The organism is Bacillus cereus group sp. MG16, assembly GCF_040459875.1.
GTDB classification, from domain to species: domain Bacteria; phylum Bacillota; class Bacilli; order Bacillales; family Bacillaceae_G; genus Bacillus_A; species Bacillus_A paranthracis.
Genome location: NZ_JARVHE010000001.1, coordinates 4,017,489 through 4,034,446, shown reverse-complemented (window position 1 = coordinate 4,034,446; position 16,958 = coordinate 4,017,489). Strand labels below are relative to the sequence as shown.

Here is a 16,958-nt window from a genome sequence, read left to right as displayed (position 1 = left end):
GTGGGGACGATTTTAGACAAAATTGTAGACCAAAAGAAAAAGGAAGTTGCGGCATTATATGAAACATATACACCAGTAAAAGAAAAAAGAAAAACGCGCTCACTTGTAAAGGCTCTAGAGCAATTTACTGTCATTGCAGAAGTAAAGCGAGCATCACCATCAAAAGGAGATATTAATTTACATGTTGATGTACGAAAACAAGTGAAGACATATGAAGAATGCGGCGCTGGTGCAGTTTCTGTTTTAACAGACGGTCAATTTTTTAAAGGATCATTTTATGATTTACAAACGGCAAGAGAAGAAAGTAGCATTCCGCTTTTATGTAAAGATTTCATAATCGATAAGATTCAAATTGATAGAGCGTATGAAGCTGGTGCAGATATTATTTTACTAATCGTAGCGGCGTTAACGAAAGAGAAATTAAAAGAGTTGTATAGCTACGTACTAGAAAAAGGGTTAGAAGCGATTGTTGAAGTTCATGATGAACAGGAATTAGAAATTGCAATTCAATTAAATCCGCACGTTATCGGTATTAACAACCGTAATTTAAAAACATTCGAAGTCGATTTAAGTCAAACAGAAAAGCTTGGAAAACGATTGAATGAGGAGAAATTACTTTGGATTAGCGAAAGCGGGATTCATTCAAAAGAGGATATTATTCGTGTTAAAAAAGCAGGAGCAAAAGGTGTATTAGTTGGGGAAGCACTTATGACAGTATCTTCTATTCGTACCTTTTTTGAAGATTGTAAGGTGAATATATGAAAGTGAAAATTTGCGGCATCACTGATATGGAAACAGCAAAACGTGCTTGCGAATACGGAGCAGATGCACTCGGATTTGTTTTTGCAGAAAGTAAACGAAAAATTACCCCAGAGCAAGCCAAAGAAATTATTATGGAGCTTCCAGCCAACGTGTTAAAAATCGGTGTTTTCGTAAATGAATCAGTAGAAGTGATTCAGAAAATTACAGAGAATTGCGGGTTAACACATGTGCAACTACATGGGGACGAAGATAATCATCAGATTAGAAGATTGAATATTCCGTCTATAAAAGCGCTCGGAGTAACTTCAGAGATTGATATGAAAAATGCTCAAGCATATAAAACGGATTATATATTGTTTGATAGCCCAAAAGAAAGGTTTCACGGAGGAAATGGAAAGAAATTTTCATGGGAACTACTCGCACATATGTCAAAAGAGTTGCGAGAGAAAACGATATTAGCTGGTGGATTAAATGCTCTTAATATAGAAGAAGCAATTCGAACTGTTCGGCCATATATGGTCGATGTGAGCAGCGGAGTAGAGACAGAAGGAAAGAAAGATGTAGAGAAAATAAAACAATTTATTATAAAAGCGAAGGAGTGTTCTAAATGAACTACGCATATCCAGATGAAAAAGGTCACTACGGTATATACGGAGGACGATACGTTCCAGAAACGTTAATGCAATCTGTATTAGAACTAGAAGAAGCATATAAAGAAGCGATGCAAGATGAAGCATTTCAAAAGGAATTAAATCATTATTTAAAAACGTATGTCGGAAGAGAAACACCGCTTTATTTCGCTGAGAATATGACGGAGTATTGCGGTGGTGCAAAGATTTATTTAAAACGTGAAGATTTGAACCATACAGGAGCTCATAAAATTAACAATACAATCGGTCAGGCACTACTTGCAGTGCGAATGGGCAAGAAAAAAGTTGTCGCTGAAACAGGAGCTGGACAACACGGAGTTGCAACAGCTACTGTATGTGCTCTACTCGGATTAGAATGCGTCATTTTTATGGGAGAAGAAGATGTAAGACGTCAAAAATTAAATGTGTTCCGAATGGAATTACTCGGAGCGAAAGTAGAAAGTGTAGCGGCAGGTAGCGGTACATTAAAAGATGCGGTAAACGAGGCACTTCGTTACTGGGTTTCACACGTGCATGATACGCACTACATTATGGGATCTGTTCTCGGACCACATCCATTCCCGCAAATTGTCCGTGATTTCCAAAGTATAATTGGAAATGAAACGAAAAAACAATATGAGGCGTTAGAAGGAAAGTTACCAGAAGCAGTTGTTGCTTGTATTGGCGGTGGTAGTAATGCGATGGGAATGTTTTATCCGTTCGTACACGATGAAGAAGTTGCTCTTTACGGCGTAGAAGCAGCTGGAAAAGGAATTCATACAGAACAGCATGCAGCTACTTTAACGAAAGGAAGCGTTGGCGTTCTCCACGGATCGATGATGTATCTTCTGCAAAATGAAGAAGGACAAATTCAAGAAGCTCACTCTATTTCGGCGGGACTCGATTACCCTGGTGTTGGGCCAGAACATAGCTTGCTCAAAGATATTGGCCGCGTTTCTTATCATTCCATTACTGATGAGGAGGCGTTAGAAGCGTTTCAATTATTAACGAAAAAAGAAGGGATTATCCCAGCGTTAGAAAGCTCGCATGCTGTCGCATACGCATTGAAATTAGCGCCGCAAATGAAGGAAGACGAAGGACTTGTCATTTGTTTATCCGGCCGTGGTGATAAAGATGTAGAGAGTATAAAACGTTATATGGAAGAGGTGTAAACAATGGGAGTAGAAAGAATTAAAGCAGCATTTGAAAATGGTAAGAAAGCATTTATTCCGTACGTAATGGGCGGAGATGGTGGCCTTGAAAAGTTAAAAGAAAGAATTCGTTTTCTAGATGAAGCAGGAGCAAGCATCGTTGAAATTGGTATCCCGTTTTCAGATCCAGTCGCAGATGGCCCAACGATTCAAAGAGCAGGGAAACGAGCACTAGATAGCGGTGTAACAGTAAAAGGCATTTTTCAAGCATTAGTAGAGGCAAGGAAAGAAGTACAAATTCCGTTTGTACTTATGACATATTTAAATCCAGTACTCGCATTCGGAAAAGAACAATTCATCGAAAATTGTATAGAAGCAGGGGTGGATGGTATTATCGTTCCAGATTTACCGTATGAAGAACAAGACATTATTGCACCGCTTCTCCGAACTGCAAATATCGCTTTAATCCCACTCGTTACCGTTACAAGCCCAATTGAGCGAATTGAGAAAATTACGAGTGAATCAGAAGGGTTCGTCTACGCCGTTACAGTAGCGGGCGTAACAGGCGTACTTCAAAATTTTAAAGAGGAGATTCATAGTTACTTAGAAAAAGTAAAATCACATACGCATTTACCGGTAGTGGCAGGGTTCGGTATTTCAACGAAGGAACATGTAGAAGAAATGATTACAATATGTGACGGGGTTGTCGTTGGAAGTAAAATTATTGAACTGTTAGAAAATGAAAAACGAGAAGAAATATGTGAATTCATACAGGCAACAAAACAAAAAGAAGAGGCATAAGTCTCTTCTTTTTGTTTTCCGTAATAAATGTTAAAATATACAGAAAATACATATAATTTAGAGGGTGAGAAAGCATGCTAAGACGTAAACTACTATATCTTCTCTTAACTGTACCACTATACGCTTGGCTCATTAGCATGACGAAAATAGAGTTGATGGCTCTATTTTTAGGATATGTATTCATCTTTTCCAACTTAAATCGCATTCAAGAGCAATCTATTTTAGAAATATGTATATTTTCGATTAGTATAGAATTATTTAGTATCGTTTCGATTGTATTGTTAAATGAATTATTCCGATGGATCCATTCATTTGAATTCATGAAATTTGGGAATGTTGTATTGCAAGTCATATGTGCTTATATTGTGTTTGTTCTGTTAGATAAAATGGTCGGACAGCAGACAGTTTTTCAGGATAATAGAAAATGGGAGTGATTAAAAAAGGAGCCGTTCGGTTCCCTTTTTTGTATCTGTTGCAAAAACAATTGAAAAAAATCATATCTGTTATATAATAGTTAAAAATTGTATTTTAAACGAAAAGAGATGATAACATGGCCATATTGTTGGCACTTATCCCAATTATGATGATTTTCATTTGTTTATTTTTATTTAAACAAACGTCATTAAGGTCCTCGTTAATTTCTTATGCTGTGTCTGTTGGAATCGTTTTACTCTCGCCAATGTTTCAATTAGGGATAAGTGAAACTGTGCACGCAACGATTAAAGGATGGTTAATTTGTTTTATTGTCGGGTACGTTTTATTTTTCGGTATTTTTTTATTTCACCTCATGAACAAAATGGGGTACATCGACCAAGTAGCGCGTTTTTTAGAAGAAGTGACGCAAGATCGTTTATTACAAATGCTTCTTATGTGCTTTGGTATTTGCCCACTAATTGAATCGGTAAGTGGATTCGGAATTGGCTTCATGGTTGCAGCGCCTATTTTTCTTTCATTAGGTTATAAACCGTTCCAAGCTGTACTGCTCTCGTTTATCGGCTTACTAGCTAGTTCATGGGGGGCAATGGCAACTGGTACGATTATCGGTTCGCAACTTATCAATATGCCGCTTACAACACTCGGTACAAATACAGCGCTATTAAGTATGCCGATGTTCGCTTATTTCGTCATTCTTTCTTTACACGTTGTTGGCGGCTGGCAGGCGGTTATTGAAAAGTGGAAGGAAGGATTCGGTTTCTTTCTATTATTTTCTCTCGGAATCTATCTTTCTAACGCGTACGTAAGTGTTGAACTAGCAGGTATACTAAGTTCCATCGTTACCATTACATTTGGCTTTCTTATCATTAAATTAAAAGGAAAAAGTGATCAAAATCTAATGACAGAACATGCTGCGGCGACGGAAAGAGAAGTATCTATTATAAAAATTATTAGCCCTTATATATTCTTAACCGTTTGTATTTTACTTTCTCGCCTCGTACCAGCATTGCATGATGTATTCAGATCATATGCCGTCCTTGATCTAAAATCATTCTCTTACAAATTAGAAATGCTGTATTCACCAGGATTTTGGCTCGGTATGACTTGCTTATTTACGATTATTTTCTTCCGTATTCCGACTCATATTATGAAACAATCACTCTCACAAACGATAAAACAATGGATTCCGTTCGCTATTACGACGACAATGTTTATCGCCATTTCAGAACTAATGGGTGCATCTGGCATGCATTCATTACTTGCAAAAACGGCTGGTGAAACATTTGGAACATTTTTCGTTTTCGTTGCTCCGTTTATCGGTGGTATCGGTGGCTTTTTAACAGGTAGTAATGCAGGCTCAAATGCGATGTTCATAAAACTACAAATGCAAACGGCGCAAAATGTAGCACTCCCGTGGCAATACGTCACAACACTGCAAAACACCGCATCATCAGTAGCGACGATCGCTTGCCCGTCACGGATTACACTAGGTGCGTATTTATGTAACATTCCGTATCGTGAAAATGAACTATTAAAGAAGGCGACGTTAATGATTTTTGGTGCGGTGTTGCTTATAGTGGTAGAGGTTGTTGTTTGGTATATGTTGAGAAATTAAAAATCCTCCTGACATAGGAGGATTTTTGTTATGAGTGGATAATGTTTTAAACATGAATAGCTTCTACTAAATGAATAGGAGATGAAATGTATGCCCCTAAAAAACTACGGCGTGTTAAAAGGTACAGTTATACAATCTAAAATCGGAAAAGGGAAAACTCCTCATTATCAAGTTCATTTACAAGGTGAAGCAGAAGTAGATTATCGCATTGCAATTAACGTAAAGTCGCAAAGTTATCCGTCAGAAGTGTTATATTTTGCGAGTGAAAATATTCGGTCAGAAGCGATTCATATTTTACCAACATTACCATTTGGTTTTACAGAAATAAAAAACAATGAACCGAAAGTAGCTTTAGACTACGTAAGAGGTAATTTATTTGATTCCAAGCAAATGATTCCTTTACCTGCTGAAAAAGCAGGAGTGGATAATGATTTAAATGAAAAAATAGAACGTTATATAAAACAAGCAATAGAAGAAAAAGCAATTGTTTACGCGTTTGGTGAAAGATGGGGACCAGAAGAAAATACACCCGATTCTTACTTTCATTTCGAACCAGGAAACGGAATACATGATATTCACATGAATCAAGGAAATGTAGAGAAATGGAAAGGTGATAATGGTATATGGCAAGACGGAGGAATACTCATTCATTTTGAAAAGGAAGAAAAATGGATTGGTATCTTTCTTGCCTTCCAATCACAGTCATGGTGTACCGATGAAGAGGGACATGCTCGTGTTCCGGTTGAGCATTGTGATTATAAGAGGAATAATTGAGAAGAAGAGGGCGTTCAAAAAGAACGCCCTCCTCTTATTTTACAAAACCCAAAACTAACAAGTGTAGAAATACAAGAGAACAATAGTGCTACGCTAGAAAACGCAATGAGGTACATATTATACTTCATCACTTTTCCAATTAGTTGGTTGCTATCATACTGAAACAATCCCGCTATGATGTTGAATAAAAATAACACGATAAACATGACGATAACACCGTCTATTGATCCTTTAATATCTGGTTTGCTTAAAGCGATATGGGCAGAAATACAAATGGCGATAAATAAAAATAGCCAAAAGGAAGGATTCAATACATTATTTATTGTAAATAAACTTTTCAATAATACGAACGTCGACAAGAGCATGTTTTGAACTATTTCTACATTAATAGAAGTAGAAGTGATTGTTTTTTCGAGAGTTGTATGAAATAAAAAATATGAATTTGGTACGAAATAGCGCATTAAAAGGATTAGTGCGGTAATACCAGAAATAATAGGCCCGATGCCGATAAAGAAGTTTCCAATTCGTTGATATACACTTTTATGATTGTATTGATGTTGTACGTAGCCTAAAGCGCCCTGACTTGTATCTGTTGGGAAAAACTGCGTTGCTACAATTTTATGACGAAATAGTACACACATAATGGCATGTCCAAGTTCGTGAATCGGAACACCGATCCAAGCTGTTAAAAGGAAGCCTTTTCTTCCGAAAGCTCTCGACCAATACATGCGCGTGAGAGATTCTAAATAGCCTAATAGAAATCCAATTACAATGATAACGCCAATTAAAGAAAATAATTGGATTACGCTTGTAAGGAGTATTTGAAAAATTGAGTTTACCAATTCCATTGCCAGTCATCCAATCTGTTAGAAACATTATTTATTCTGTTTCATAATAGCATTTTTTTTCAAGATTGCTAGCACATATATTTTCTTTCGGAAGGAGGATTTCAGAATCTTTTTCTTGTAGTCATGTTTTATGTACAAAGTCATATATTGAATTTGTAACACCCTATATGGTATCTGCTTAAGGGGGGAATGCGAGAATGAAATGTCTGGCGTGTCATACAGAAAATGCAACAGAGGCAAAGTTTTGCGGGAATTGTGGACATTCGTTGACGGAGGAAGCCGTAGCGAGTGAAGGTGGGCAACAGGAACGCGTAGCTTTAGCAAAGGAAACTCGACCAAATGAAACGGTAGAGCAAGCAAAGCGATTTGCGAGTGGATATTTTCAGTTTTTTAAACATGCTTTCAAAGCACCGACAGCGATTATGAAAAGCGGCAAGATTGAAGTACGAAATGGAATTGTAAGTCTTGTTCTTATTTGTTTTTTAGGAGCATGTATTTTTTATAGAATGATGAGCACAGCAGCTGCTGTTACGAGAACATTTGCACCAGATATAACGACTCCTAATTTCTTTTGGGACTCTGTAACGGTCTTTTTATTTTTACTAATTTTAACTTTATTTGTCGGATTTATTATTTTTGTAAGTGGAAAGATGATGAAATCTTCATTTTCATTTCTTGAAGTATTCGGTGTGTGGGGAACGATAGCGACGCCAGCTATTGCTATATTAGTTCTTTCTTTTCTGTTTAGCTTTTTATTAATCTTTTTCTTACCAATCTTATTAGGGCTGGCTACAACGTATATGTCAATTAGTATAATTGTCGCTATAGTAAAGCTAGATAACGGCGGATTAGACCTTATTTATACACTTCTTATCGCAAATGTTTTAATTGGAATTGCAACATTCATTGTACTGTGGTCTTACATTAGCACGATAATTCAAACCTTTACACAGGGATTCACTGGCTTCTAACGAAAAGGTGGATGAATGTATGTACAAAGTGTGGCACTCATTTTGAAGACGGTGTTCAATTTTGTCAAAACCTCAGTATGTATATAATGGCTTCATCTTTCCTGATAGTGATATCCGAAAATTAACGAGTGGGGACTTAACATACTTATCGAAAGAACAATTGAAAATAGAGAGAAACGAAATATACGCAAGGCATGGACATATTTTTCAAAGCAGTCTTGGTATAGAGAAAACAAGTATTATACAGGAAAGCTAACGGATATTGAATCTTATAATGTTGAACGCATTAAATCAAGAGAATAAACACGATAAAAAGGTACAGTGCGTAACTGTACCTTTTTATCGTTATTTATCTGAACCAGGATCCCTTGAGAAAAAGATGTGAAAGAGAAATGTGACTTTACTGGATCCTCCTGATGTACTAGCTTGTATATGTGATAAAGGACCAGACGTTAGGGCTGCCTCGGAATGGGGTGGTACGACTATTTTGAGCGCATGATCTGATTCTGGTGAAGCAATAACAGTAATTGTATCATCAGAGAAGTTTATAATTTTAACAGAACCGACTGGAAAGATGGACTTGCCAGCATGTGATGCTGAAGCGAATTGGGTAGCTTTCCAAATATCTTGCGCAAATGTATCATCGTTAGATAACCAAGCACGAGCGCTATATATTGTTGCATTAATGGAAAATTCTTGGTCAAGTGAGACGGCGGGTTTCGGTTCTTTTGGTTCTTGCGGTTCATCTGGGAGCTGGGCGAGAAGGCCGGCGCACATATATTTCACCTACTTTCAATAGTAACTGTTATAGCATATTAAACATGTTGTTTAGAAGGCACGACAGTTACCTATTTAGGCATAGGTTTGTGCACTAAATTTGAAGATGAAATTCTCTTTCTTTACAATAGAAGTAGGTGTTATTTCGATAAAATATGGAAAACGTAAAGAGTATGTAAAAAAGAAGGAGTGGTAAAGTGAACTATGTCATTATTGGCGGAGATGCAGCTGGTATGAGTGCAGCGATGCAAATTGTTAGAAACGATGAAAATGCAAATGTTGTGACGTTAGAAAAAGGTGAAATTTATTCGTACGCGCAGTGTGGGTTACCATATGTCATTAGTGGTGCTATCGCTTCAACGGAAAAGTTAATCGCGCGTAATGTAAAGACGTTTCGTGATAAATACGGAATTGATGCGAAAGTACGACATGAAGTAACGAAAGTAGATACTGAAAAGAAAATGGTATACGCAGAGCATACGAAGACGAAAGATGTCTTTGAATTTTCGTATGACCGTTTATTAATTGCGACCGGAGTACGTCCTGTTATGCCAGAATGGGAAGGGCGAGATTTACAAGGCGTTCATCTGTTAAAAACAATCCCAGATGCTGAGCGCATATTAAAAACGCTAGAAACGAATAAAGTTGAAGATGTAACTATTATTGGCGGCGGTGCAATTGGGCTTGAGATGGCAGAAACATTCGTTGAACTTGGTAAAAAAGTAAGAATGATTGAGCGAAATGATCATATTGGTACGATTTATGATGCGGATATGGCGGAGTATATACATAAAGAAGCAGATAAACATCATATTGAAATTTTAACGAATGAAAATGTAAAAGCGTTTAAAGGGAATGAACGAGTAGAAGCAGTTGAAACGGATAAAGGTACGTATAAAGCGGATCTTGTTCTAGTATCTGTCGGAGTGAAGCCGAATACTGATTTTCTTGAAGGAACGAATATACGTACAAATCATAAAGGGGCAATCGAGGTAAATGCATATATGCAAACGAATGTGCAAGACGTATATGCAGCTGGTGATTGCGCAACACATTACCACGTTATAAAGGAAATTCATGATCATATCCCGCTCGGAACGACTGCCAATAAACAAGGGCGACTTGCTGGACTAAATATGCTGGATAAACGAAGAGCCTTTAAAGGTACGTTAGGTACAGGCATTATTAAATTTATGAATTTGACGCTCGCAAGAACAGGCTTAAATGAAAAGGAAGCAAAAGGATTACATATCCCGTATAAAACAGTCAAAGTAGATTCCACAAATATGGCGGGCTATTATCCAAATGCGAAACCACTTTACTTGAAATTACTATACCGTTCTGACACGAAACAATTATTAGGTGGACAAGTAATTGGAGAAGAAGGTGTAGATAAACGGATTGATGTAATCGCAATTGCACTCTTCAATAAAATGAGCATTCACGATTTAGAAGATGTCGACTTAAGTTACGCACCACCCTATAACAGCGTTTGGGATCCAATTCAGCAAGCGGCAAGGAGAGCAGAATAGCACTTTTTAAGTGCTATTTTTTTCGTTAAAGGGGAAACATCATTTTTGTCGAATGAAGAGGATTGGGAAATAGTTACATATAGGGAAGGGGATTTTTAAAATGGTTGTAGTACTTCAAGCAGTTCAAGGATCAGAAAAAGAAATATTACGTAATTTGTACGCGCTATATCTGCATGACCTCTCTAAGTTCACACCTAATATAACGATTGGAGCAAATGGATTTTTTGAATACGAAGATTTACATATGTTTTGGGGAAATGACGGAATCACTCCGTATTTTATTAAAAGTGATAGTGATATTGTAGGTTTTATATTACTGTTGGAACGTCCATTTTTAAAAAAGGAACATGACTTTAGTATCCATGATATTTTCATATTGAATCAATTCAAGGGAAAAGGAATCGGTAAACAAGTTATTGAGAATGTACTAAAAGAGAAACGAGGGCAATATTTCGTTATCGAACTTGTGAAAAATGTACCAGCAGTTTCTTTTTGGAAGAAAGTATATAAGGAGCTAAACATCGAATTTGATGAGAAAATACAGTTAATCGATGAGGAAGAATGCCTCGTTCAAACGTTTAAAATATAATGAAATGGATTCTACTTGTATATTACTTTGAAATTTAACTTTATTTTGAATATACCGTTCACCCTTGAAAACATAGTACGTATCGCTTATATTGTCATATAGTATTTATTTTTTTAACAAAGCAATGAACGAACCAGGGGGCACAGTATGGCAATTAACATGAAAACAATCGAAGAATGGATTGCTGAATCAAACGCAAGACAGGAAGAAGACTTTGGACACGTTGTTGAAGAGATGAAAGAAGTATGCGTTGGACTTGATAACGCGACATTAATTTATACGAAAAATGTATTTTGTTTCGGTAAGAAAGTAGAAGTATTTTTCTTCTTCCAAGACCATGTCGTGATCGGACAAGAAAAAGACAAATATGTTGAAATTGAAAAATTAAAGTATGATGCCATTACAAATAGTAATTTAAAAACAAATGACAAAAATACAACGTTAGAATTAAAGTTTGCTAACGGACAAACTATCAATTTAGATAGTTTAAATGATAACTACGGTACGAAAAACTGGTTATTTGCAAGACAAATTAAAAGTATCTTTAAATTAATCTAGTAAAAAAGCACGCCGATAGCCGGCGTGCTTCTAAATACGCAAATCCCCTTTTAACCAATTCCGCGCCCGATTGGCCCCAACAGGAATTTGAATAAGTGACGTTTTATTTCCAGCATCTATCCCGTATAGCTGATCACATGAATTTGTATCAAAACTAAGTAAAGGATGCCCGCCCATCCCCATCGCGGTCGCTGCAAAAACGAGTTTATGAACGAGTATACCTGCTTCCATTTGGTGAATGCGGTATCCTCTATAGCCTAATGCATTTGTATAATAATCTTTCTCTCCGATTACATGCAAGCAAAGTGGCACTTGAAAAAGGTTTATGTTATCCATCGTCATACTAGATTGAAGAGGATAACGAAGATCTCCATATCGAAGTGGTTGTATGGAATGTGTTTTACTGTTATAAGTGTAAGCGCCGTTTTCTATATCTTTTACGTTATAGAAACATCCATATAATGAGACGCGCGCTTTTTCATTTACATACTGACCATCAAGGTCGTTGGAATAAGGGAAGGAGAGACTCGCTTCTTGTAGTAAAGTAGCGAGCTCGGCTGCATCCCATTTTGTTAAAATAAAGTCAGCATCAGGGGAATACCGTTTTCGGCAAAGTTGTAAGAAATCATAAGATAAACGCTCTACTTTCGGCAGTTGTACAGCGTGCGTATGATGTTGATAGTGCTCTTCATGAGCTAGTGTTTGGAACTGTGCTGTCGATTCGATCATAGAAGCTTCATTTATTTTTGTTATCATCGGATACTCATTTACATGCTTTGAGCGAACGAAATGTTCATGTGCTAAAGGCGGAATTTGTTGTAATAGCTCATGAGAAGTAATTGTTTTATGTTCACGGTAATCAATGTGAAACCAATTCGTTTGTGGTTCTGTACTGAAAGGAACGACAGCATACACGCTTTCTTCTCCTTCTGACAGTCCGAGTAAATGATTGATTGCACGGTCTAGAAACTGAAAATATACACCATTTGTGTAACCAAATTGTTTGGCACATTCCAGTAATTGGCCGATGAGAACACCGCTATCTAACCCTTGAAGCCGATACGAAAAGTTATTGTATTTAAAGTAGTTTTTCCAAAACATAGTGGATACGAATGCAGCACCAAAACAAGATTGTAAGTTGCAACGATTGCCGAGTGCTTCTGTAAGGTAAGAATCGAAATTTCCTTCGCGAAGTAAAATAAGTCGGTGATGTGCAGCGTCGTAATGGTAAATGCCGTCTGGATAATCGTCAATTTTTAAATATATATACAATTCATTTGGATACAAAGCGCCGCCGGAAGGGATAGATCTTCGAAATAAAATTTTCTCGCTATTTAGCTGACATAACTGGGTTAAACCAAATGAACACCAAAGATAATGACCAATCTCTTTCAAAGTAGGTGTAGTAGAAGAGTTAGGTAAAGATAATGGTATTTCTAAAGAGAGAGGGATAATAGGTAAGTTTCGATATAATTTATAAGGAAGCGGTGCATCTTCCCAGTCTATTTCATGATTTGGCATAATTTCATCGATAGAGAAATGGAGATGATGTAAAAAAAGTATCTAGTTGCATGAAATCCCCTCCTTTACTATGGAAACGGGTGCGGATGTGGATTTAATTGTTCAGTCGTTAAAGGTTCGTCTGTATATCCAAGTGTCATCGGTACGGTATACACTCGATCTAGCCCTGTAAGTCGAGTGAGATGGTGACCGAACGTCATCGGTAGCATGCCTGGAATAATGACTTTTACACAATGTAATCCGTTTTTTTCTATAAGAGGTACTGTTTGATCGACAACGATTACTTCAAGTCCAGATTGCTGCAGGCGGTTTAAAAGTTGATTAAGATCGGATGTTAAATCTAGATCAACTGATTGTAATGCATTCATTTCTTGGAATGTTTGCACCGGGGCATCCCCGCGTAAAAGAAAGTGAAGACGTTCTTCTGCTTCTTTCAATCCGTACAGCATACTATGATCTTCCATTTTATTTACGAGATAAGGGTCTTGTAAGCAATTTTCGTAGTGCTCTCTTTTTTGTTCGAGTTCATCGTCTGTTATAAGTAACATACCTGCTATTTCGTGAATGGCACTCTTTAAAGCGCGGATTGGGTCCAAATGAGAGCCTCCAGCACAAACAACGTTCATTCCATTTTCACGCGTATTTTTCGCAATTACCCATAAGCTCGGGATACCGTGTTCCATCGTTGCATTAAAAGCATGTAATTCATAACCGGTAATCGTGTATAGCCGCTGGATCATTAATTGTAATTCTGTATCATGTGCTGAACTAAGATCAAGGCGGGGAAGAGGTAATTCGGCATACCAAGTGAGCAAAAAGGCGTCACGCTCTATAACTTCTAAAATACCGTGAAAAATTGCTTCTTCTAAACTACCACCAATGGCACAGCCATTTGATGTTTCATATACGTAAGCATCTCGATGACCGAGACTATAATAAGCGATTGATTCAGGAACTAAAATTGGACGGTTTTGTGACAAGGAATATCCCCATACCCAGTTTTGTTCATAGTCAGGGTCAAACGGTTTAAATGGAAACCCATCACGATTATAGTGTTCATTTGTATGTACACCGAGCGTAAGGGGATTTAGTGCATGATCCTCTAAATCATGAAAACTACAATGCACATTTGTCTTTTTCCCTCGAGGTGACATACCACAATAACGTTCTAAACCTTCTAAAATAGCAGTTGCTTCACTTATTGCAAATGAAAGAGTTCGGCCTGCAACCCCTTCATTTCCAAACATTAATGGCATGTTTATAATAATGTCAGCAAATGGTAATAAAGAATGCTGCATTTTTCCGTTCAACATACCGACTCGGTAATCTAAATAGTCCTTCGTTAAAAATGTGTTTAGTTCATGAATGGAACGACAGCGATATGTTGCATCATTTGTTTTTAAGCTCGGTTGTAATGAAATCAATGCTGCATCTGCTGTGTCATCAGGTAAATTACTACATACAGGGCAGAGCGGATCTGGAAGAAAAGAATGCCGCGTACATTGCAGTGTTTGTAAGTTTAGTAAAATGAGTTCATTTTCTAAAGAAGGATGATTATGAGTTAATATTTTCTCTGTTTCTGCGCAAATCAGATGGCACATTTGCAGAATGCCATTTTGGGTGGCACGTACATCACGCCTCGTTACGTTTTCTTCTTTTACCGCATATTTTCGTTGTAACTCCCACATTTCTTTTTGATCAAATCCAGCGATAAAGCGTCGTCCATCGGCACAATGAGTACATCCCGCAGCAGGAGGGTGAATATAAGGGCCGATAATACCTTCACCAAATGAAGTAAAACCACGTAGCCACGGAATATGATTTGACCGGAAAGTTAGTTCAGCGTCATGATGAATCGTAGAAGGAGAGCCGTCGTGTAATACGAGAGCGAGGTCGATATTTTCAGGGAGTTCGTCTGCAATTGTATGTTGGCGAATGATGGAATATTGTTTGTATAATTGATCATGTACATAGTCTGCAAGAATGCCATCGCCTATAAGTAATATATTTTGAGTCATAGACCGTCCTCCTTTGCAATTAATACCCCGTACACACCATCTAAGTTTTCTTTCAAAAATGATTCAATTGCCAAATCAAACACGAATGGATAAAAATGATGTTCTTCTAAATGTTGCAAGGCAAGCTGTACAGATTGCGTACTTGGAATTTCTTCTTCTGCTTGTATTTCTAACCTAAAAGAATCCGTGTCATATAAAATAATAGAGGATTCCGGCAAAATATTAGCTCTGTATGGAGTCTCTTCATTTTGAATATGAAGAAGGGATAGTTGTAGAGCGCTTCGTAACGCTAACGTTGTATTAATATTAGATGCGCCGTACCATCGATCATTTATACCGACCCAAACGACTGGAAAACTGAGAATCTCTTCACTTACTGCTATTTTAGGTGCTTCATGAATGGTAGCGAGGGCATCGTAATAAAATCTACAATGTTTATCATGAATGTCTGTTAAGTCGACCGTCGTAATTTCTTCTAGCATATGTGACTGCCGCTCATACAATTTATTATTTAAATGTTGTTGTAGCGCCCGGTATACACCTTCTGTCATCGTTTCCCCGGCGCCAATACCGATATCGTTATGTTCAGGGATAAGGCGGTGCATAATTTCTGCTACATAGGTTTCAATTCCTGTTAAACCAGCTTCTCGGCGCGCTTCGTTATGAGTCAAACCAGCGCAAGTCATAAGAGGAAGGAGAGAAGCTGGGCCATCTGATAGAGGTGTAGCTACTTGAATATTGCATTGTGATAACGGTAATTGATATAAATCTTGTTCATCCCATACATGGAATATACCAGCTTCTTTAGAAGTTAATGAATCGAAAAAACGGAATAATTCAGTTGAAGTATGTTGGCTAGACCGATGCTCAAGTTTTTCAGAAAGGTTTTCTATCGTATCAATTGTAAAACTTTCATCAGTGGCGAGAGGGTGTTTTATAAAAGGATGCCATGCTCCTTCGAGTGTTTCATAATTTAATAAAAAGAATTGTGGATCCTTTTCTCGATGTGAATCATCAGCAACATGTTTAAATAATTCAAAAACGATTATATTTGCTAGCATTGCAGATGTAATTGGTGAAAATGAAGCTGATGAATGTTCATTTTGTAAAGTTGTTTCATGTAGCCGATGCCATGCGGATTCCCAGCATTCTTCACGATTAGCCATTACGACAGGACCAGCTATACCAAGTGTTGATAAACAAACGGCTGGTATGAAGTTCTTTCCTACTTCCTTGCAAATCGTGTGAGCTGCTCTTAGTCCTTCGATATCTCCATTTTGCGAAACGTATAAAATCCAGTCGAAAGGCTCGAACACTTCATGCAGGGGACGATCAATTGTTGTATCTATTTCTTGAACAAGTACAGCATCATCTACTTCATGCGCAAGTTCTGCTAGCTCTTGAATACGGTCGTAATTCGTTTCTTCATAATCTGTCACAAGGTAATGAAAGGTAGGTAATCCGGATTCTAATAAAGAAGAAACTAAGGAAGTAAGCATATCTCCAGAGCCGATTATAAGTACATTTGCATTGCGGTACGTTTCGAATTTTAAAGCGCCTGAATGAGAATCTGCTTCTAGAAATTCAATTTGCGAAGCATATCTATCAAGTAATGCACTGTTTAATTCATGAGGTGCATCTTGACTTACATCACGGACAAACCCATTTGTATATAAAATCTCTCCAATTTCAAATACACGATTTTGATAGGGGAGAGGGAGACCATCCGTTATTTCTGCTAAAGAATAATTACCGTTAAACATTGGCATTAATTTTTCAATCCAGTTATAAATTCCGTCACCGTCCATACGAAATGAACTGGCGTTATTTCGAAAATAGACACCCCCGTTTGAGTCGGGGAGGAAGAAAGTATCTTTATTTGCTTTTAGTTTTGCATGTGCTGGAAGGTTACTCATTTTAATCCTCCTTACTTTTTAGGCATACATTATTACCTTATGTCATGCAATTTGTCCCGTA

General features: G+C 37.4%; 15 protein-coding genes and 2 pseudogenes. 12 read left to right on the top strand and 5 right to left on the bottom strand.

Going from position 1 to position 16,958, the window contains the following annotated elements; genetic code table 11:
* The 7 genes from trpC to QCI73_RS20925 all read left to right on the top strand — a co-directional run bounded on the left by trpC (position 1) and on the right by QCI73_RS20925 (position 6,167).
* Positions 1-762 carry an indole-3-glycerol phosphate synthase TrpC gene (trpC, locus tag QCI73_RS20955; RefSeq protein WP_353823670.1) on the top strand — a complete coding sequence of 254 codons (762 nt, stop codon included), beginning with the start codon at positions 1-3 and terminating at the stop codon, positions 760-762.
* Positions 759-1,373, top strand: coding sequence for a phosphoribosylanthranilate isomerase (locus tag QCI73_RS20950; protein WP_262725138.1), 615 nt, complete (start codon positions 759-761; stop codon positions 1,371-1,373). The genes trpC and QCI73_RS20950 overlap by 4 nt, the downstream gene beginning before the upstream one ends.
* Positions 1,370-2,563 (top strand): tryptophan synthase subunit beta, encoded by a 1,194-nt coding sequence (gene trpB, locus QCI73_RS20945; protein ID WP_353823669.1) that lies wholly within the window; start codon positions 1,370-1,372, stop codon positions 2,561-2,563. The genes QCI73_RS20950 and trpB overlap by 4 nt, the downstream gene beginning before the upstream one ends.
* A gap of 3 nt (positions 2,564-2,566) precedes the next feature.
* Positions 2,567-3,343 carry a tryptophan synthase subunit alpha gene (gene trpA, locus QCI73_RS20940; protein WP_353823668.1) on the top strand — a complete coding sequence of 259 codons (777 nt, stop codon included), beginning with the start codon at positions 2,567-2,569 and terminating at the stop codon, positions 3,341-3,343.
* A 74-nt stretch (positions 3,344-3,417) separates the two neighbouring features.
* Positions 3,418-3,777 carry a DUF4029 domain-containing protein gene (locus QCI73_RS20935; protein ID WP_262725141.1) on the top strand — a complete coding sequence of 120 codons (360 nt, stop codon included), beginning with the start codon at positions 3,418-3,420 and terminating at the stop codon, positions 3,775-3,777.
* Positions 3,778-3,893: 116 nt separating this feature from the next.
* Positions 3,894-5,393, top strand: coding sequence for an L-lactate permease (locus QCI73_RS20930; protein ID WP_353823667.1), 1,500 nt, complete (start codon positions 3,894-3,896; stop codon positions 5,391-5,393).
* Positions 5,394-5,483: 90 nt separating this feature from the next.
* Positions 5,484-6,167: a DUF2278 family protein gene (locus tag QCI73_RS20925; RefSeq protein WP_353823666.1), complete on the top strand. Its 684-nt coding sequence runs from the start codon at positions 5,484-5,486 to the stop codon at positions 6,165-6,167.
* A 14-nt stretch (positions 6,168-6,181) separates the two neighbouring features.
* Here the strand turns inward: QCI73_RS20925 and QCI73_RS20920 are convergent, their stop codons facing one another.
* Positions 6,182-7,015 carry a hypothetical protein gene (locus tag QCI73_RS20920; RefSeq protein ID WP_327923531.1) on the bottom strand — a complete coding sequence of 278 codons (834 nt, stop codon included), beginning with the start codon at positions 7,013-7,015 and terminating at the stop codon, positions 6,182-6,184.
* 197 nt (positions 7,016-7,212) lie between these two features.
* On the opposite strand from QCI73_RS20920, the gene QCI73_RS20915 reads away from it, so the two are divergent.
* Together QCI73_RS20915 and QCI73_RS20910 are read left to right on the top strand one after the other, a co-directional pair.
* Positions 7,213-7,986 carry a zinc ribbon domain-containing protein gene (locus tag QCI73_RS20915; protein ID WP_353823665.1) on the top strand — a complete coding sequence of 258 codons (774 nt, stop codon included), beginning with the start codon at positions 7,213-7,215 and terminating at the stop codon, positions 7,984-7,986.
* Positions 7,987-8,062: 76 nt separating this feature from the next.
* Positions 8,063-8,289 (top strand): annotated as a pseudogene (locus QCI73_RS20910) (YARHG domain-containing protein); the annotation flags it as partial.
* 42 nt (positions 8,290-8,331) lie between these two features.
* On the opposite strand, the gene QCI73_RS20905 reads toward QCI73_RS20910, so the two are convergent.
* A complete protein-coding gene (locus QCI73_RS20905; protein WP_000332405.1) occupies positions 8,332-8,763 on the bottom strand; it encodes a hypothetical protein in 432 nt (143 codons plus the stop codon).
* Positions 8,764-8,960: 197 nt separating this feature from the next.
* Here QCI73_RS20905 and QCI73_RS20900 point away from each other — a divergent pair, with 197 nt between their 5' ends.
* From QCI73_RS20900 to QCI73_RS20890, 3 genes are all read left to right on the top strand, one after another.
* Entirely contained in the window at positions 8,961-10,295 is a 1,335-nt protein-coding gene (locus QCI73_RS20900) for a CoA-disulfide reductase (RefSeq protein WP_353823664.1), read from the top strand.
* A gap of 100 nt (positions 10,296-10,395) precedes the next feature.
* Positions 10,396-10,884 carry a GNAT family N-acetyltransferase gene (locus tag QCI73_RS20895; protein ID WP_353823663.1) on the top strand — a complete coding sequence of 163 codons (489 nt, stop codon included), beginning with the start codon at positions 10,396-10,398 and terminating at the stop codon, positions 10,882-10,884.
* 147 nt (positions 10,885-11,031) lie between these two features.
* A complete protein-coding gene (locus tag QCI73_RS20890; RefSeq protein WP_353823662.1) occupies positions 11,032-11,442 on the top strand; it encodes a DUF3908 family protein in 411 nt (136 codons plus the stop codon).
* A 30-nt stretch (positions 11,443-11,472) separates the two neighbouring features.
* On the opposite strand, the pseudogene QCI73_RS20885 reads toward QCI73_RS20890, so the two are convergent.
* The 3 genes and pseudogenes from QCI73_RS20885 to QCI73_RS20875 form a co-directional block, all read right to left on the bottom strand.
* Positions 11,473-13,015, bottom strand: a pseudogene (locus QCI73_RS20885) (SagB family peptide dehydrogenase).
* Positions 13,016-13,031: 16 nt separating this feature from the next.
* Positions 13,032-14,981, bottom strand: coding sequence for a TOMM precursor leader peptide-binding protein (locus QCI73_RS20880; RefSeq protein WP_353823661.1), 1,950 nt, complete (start codon positions 14,979-14,981; stop codon positions 13,032-13,034).
* Entirely contained in the window at positions 14,978-16,897 is a 1,920-nt protein-coding gene (locus tag QCI73_RS20875) for a putative thiazole-containing bacteriocin maturation protein (RefSeq protein WP_353823660.1), read from the bottom strand. Before QCI73_RS20875 ends, QCI73_RS20880 begins: the two co-directional genes overlap by 4 nt.
* Positions 16,898-16,958: the final 61 nt, after the last annotated feature.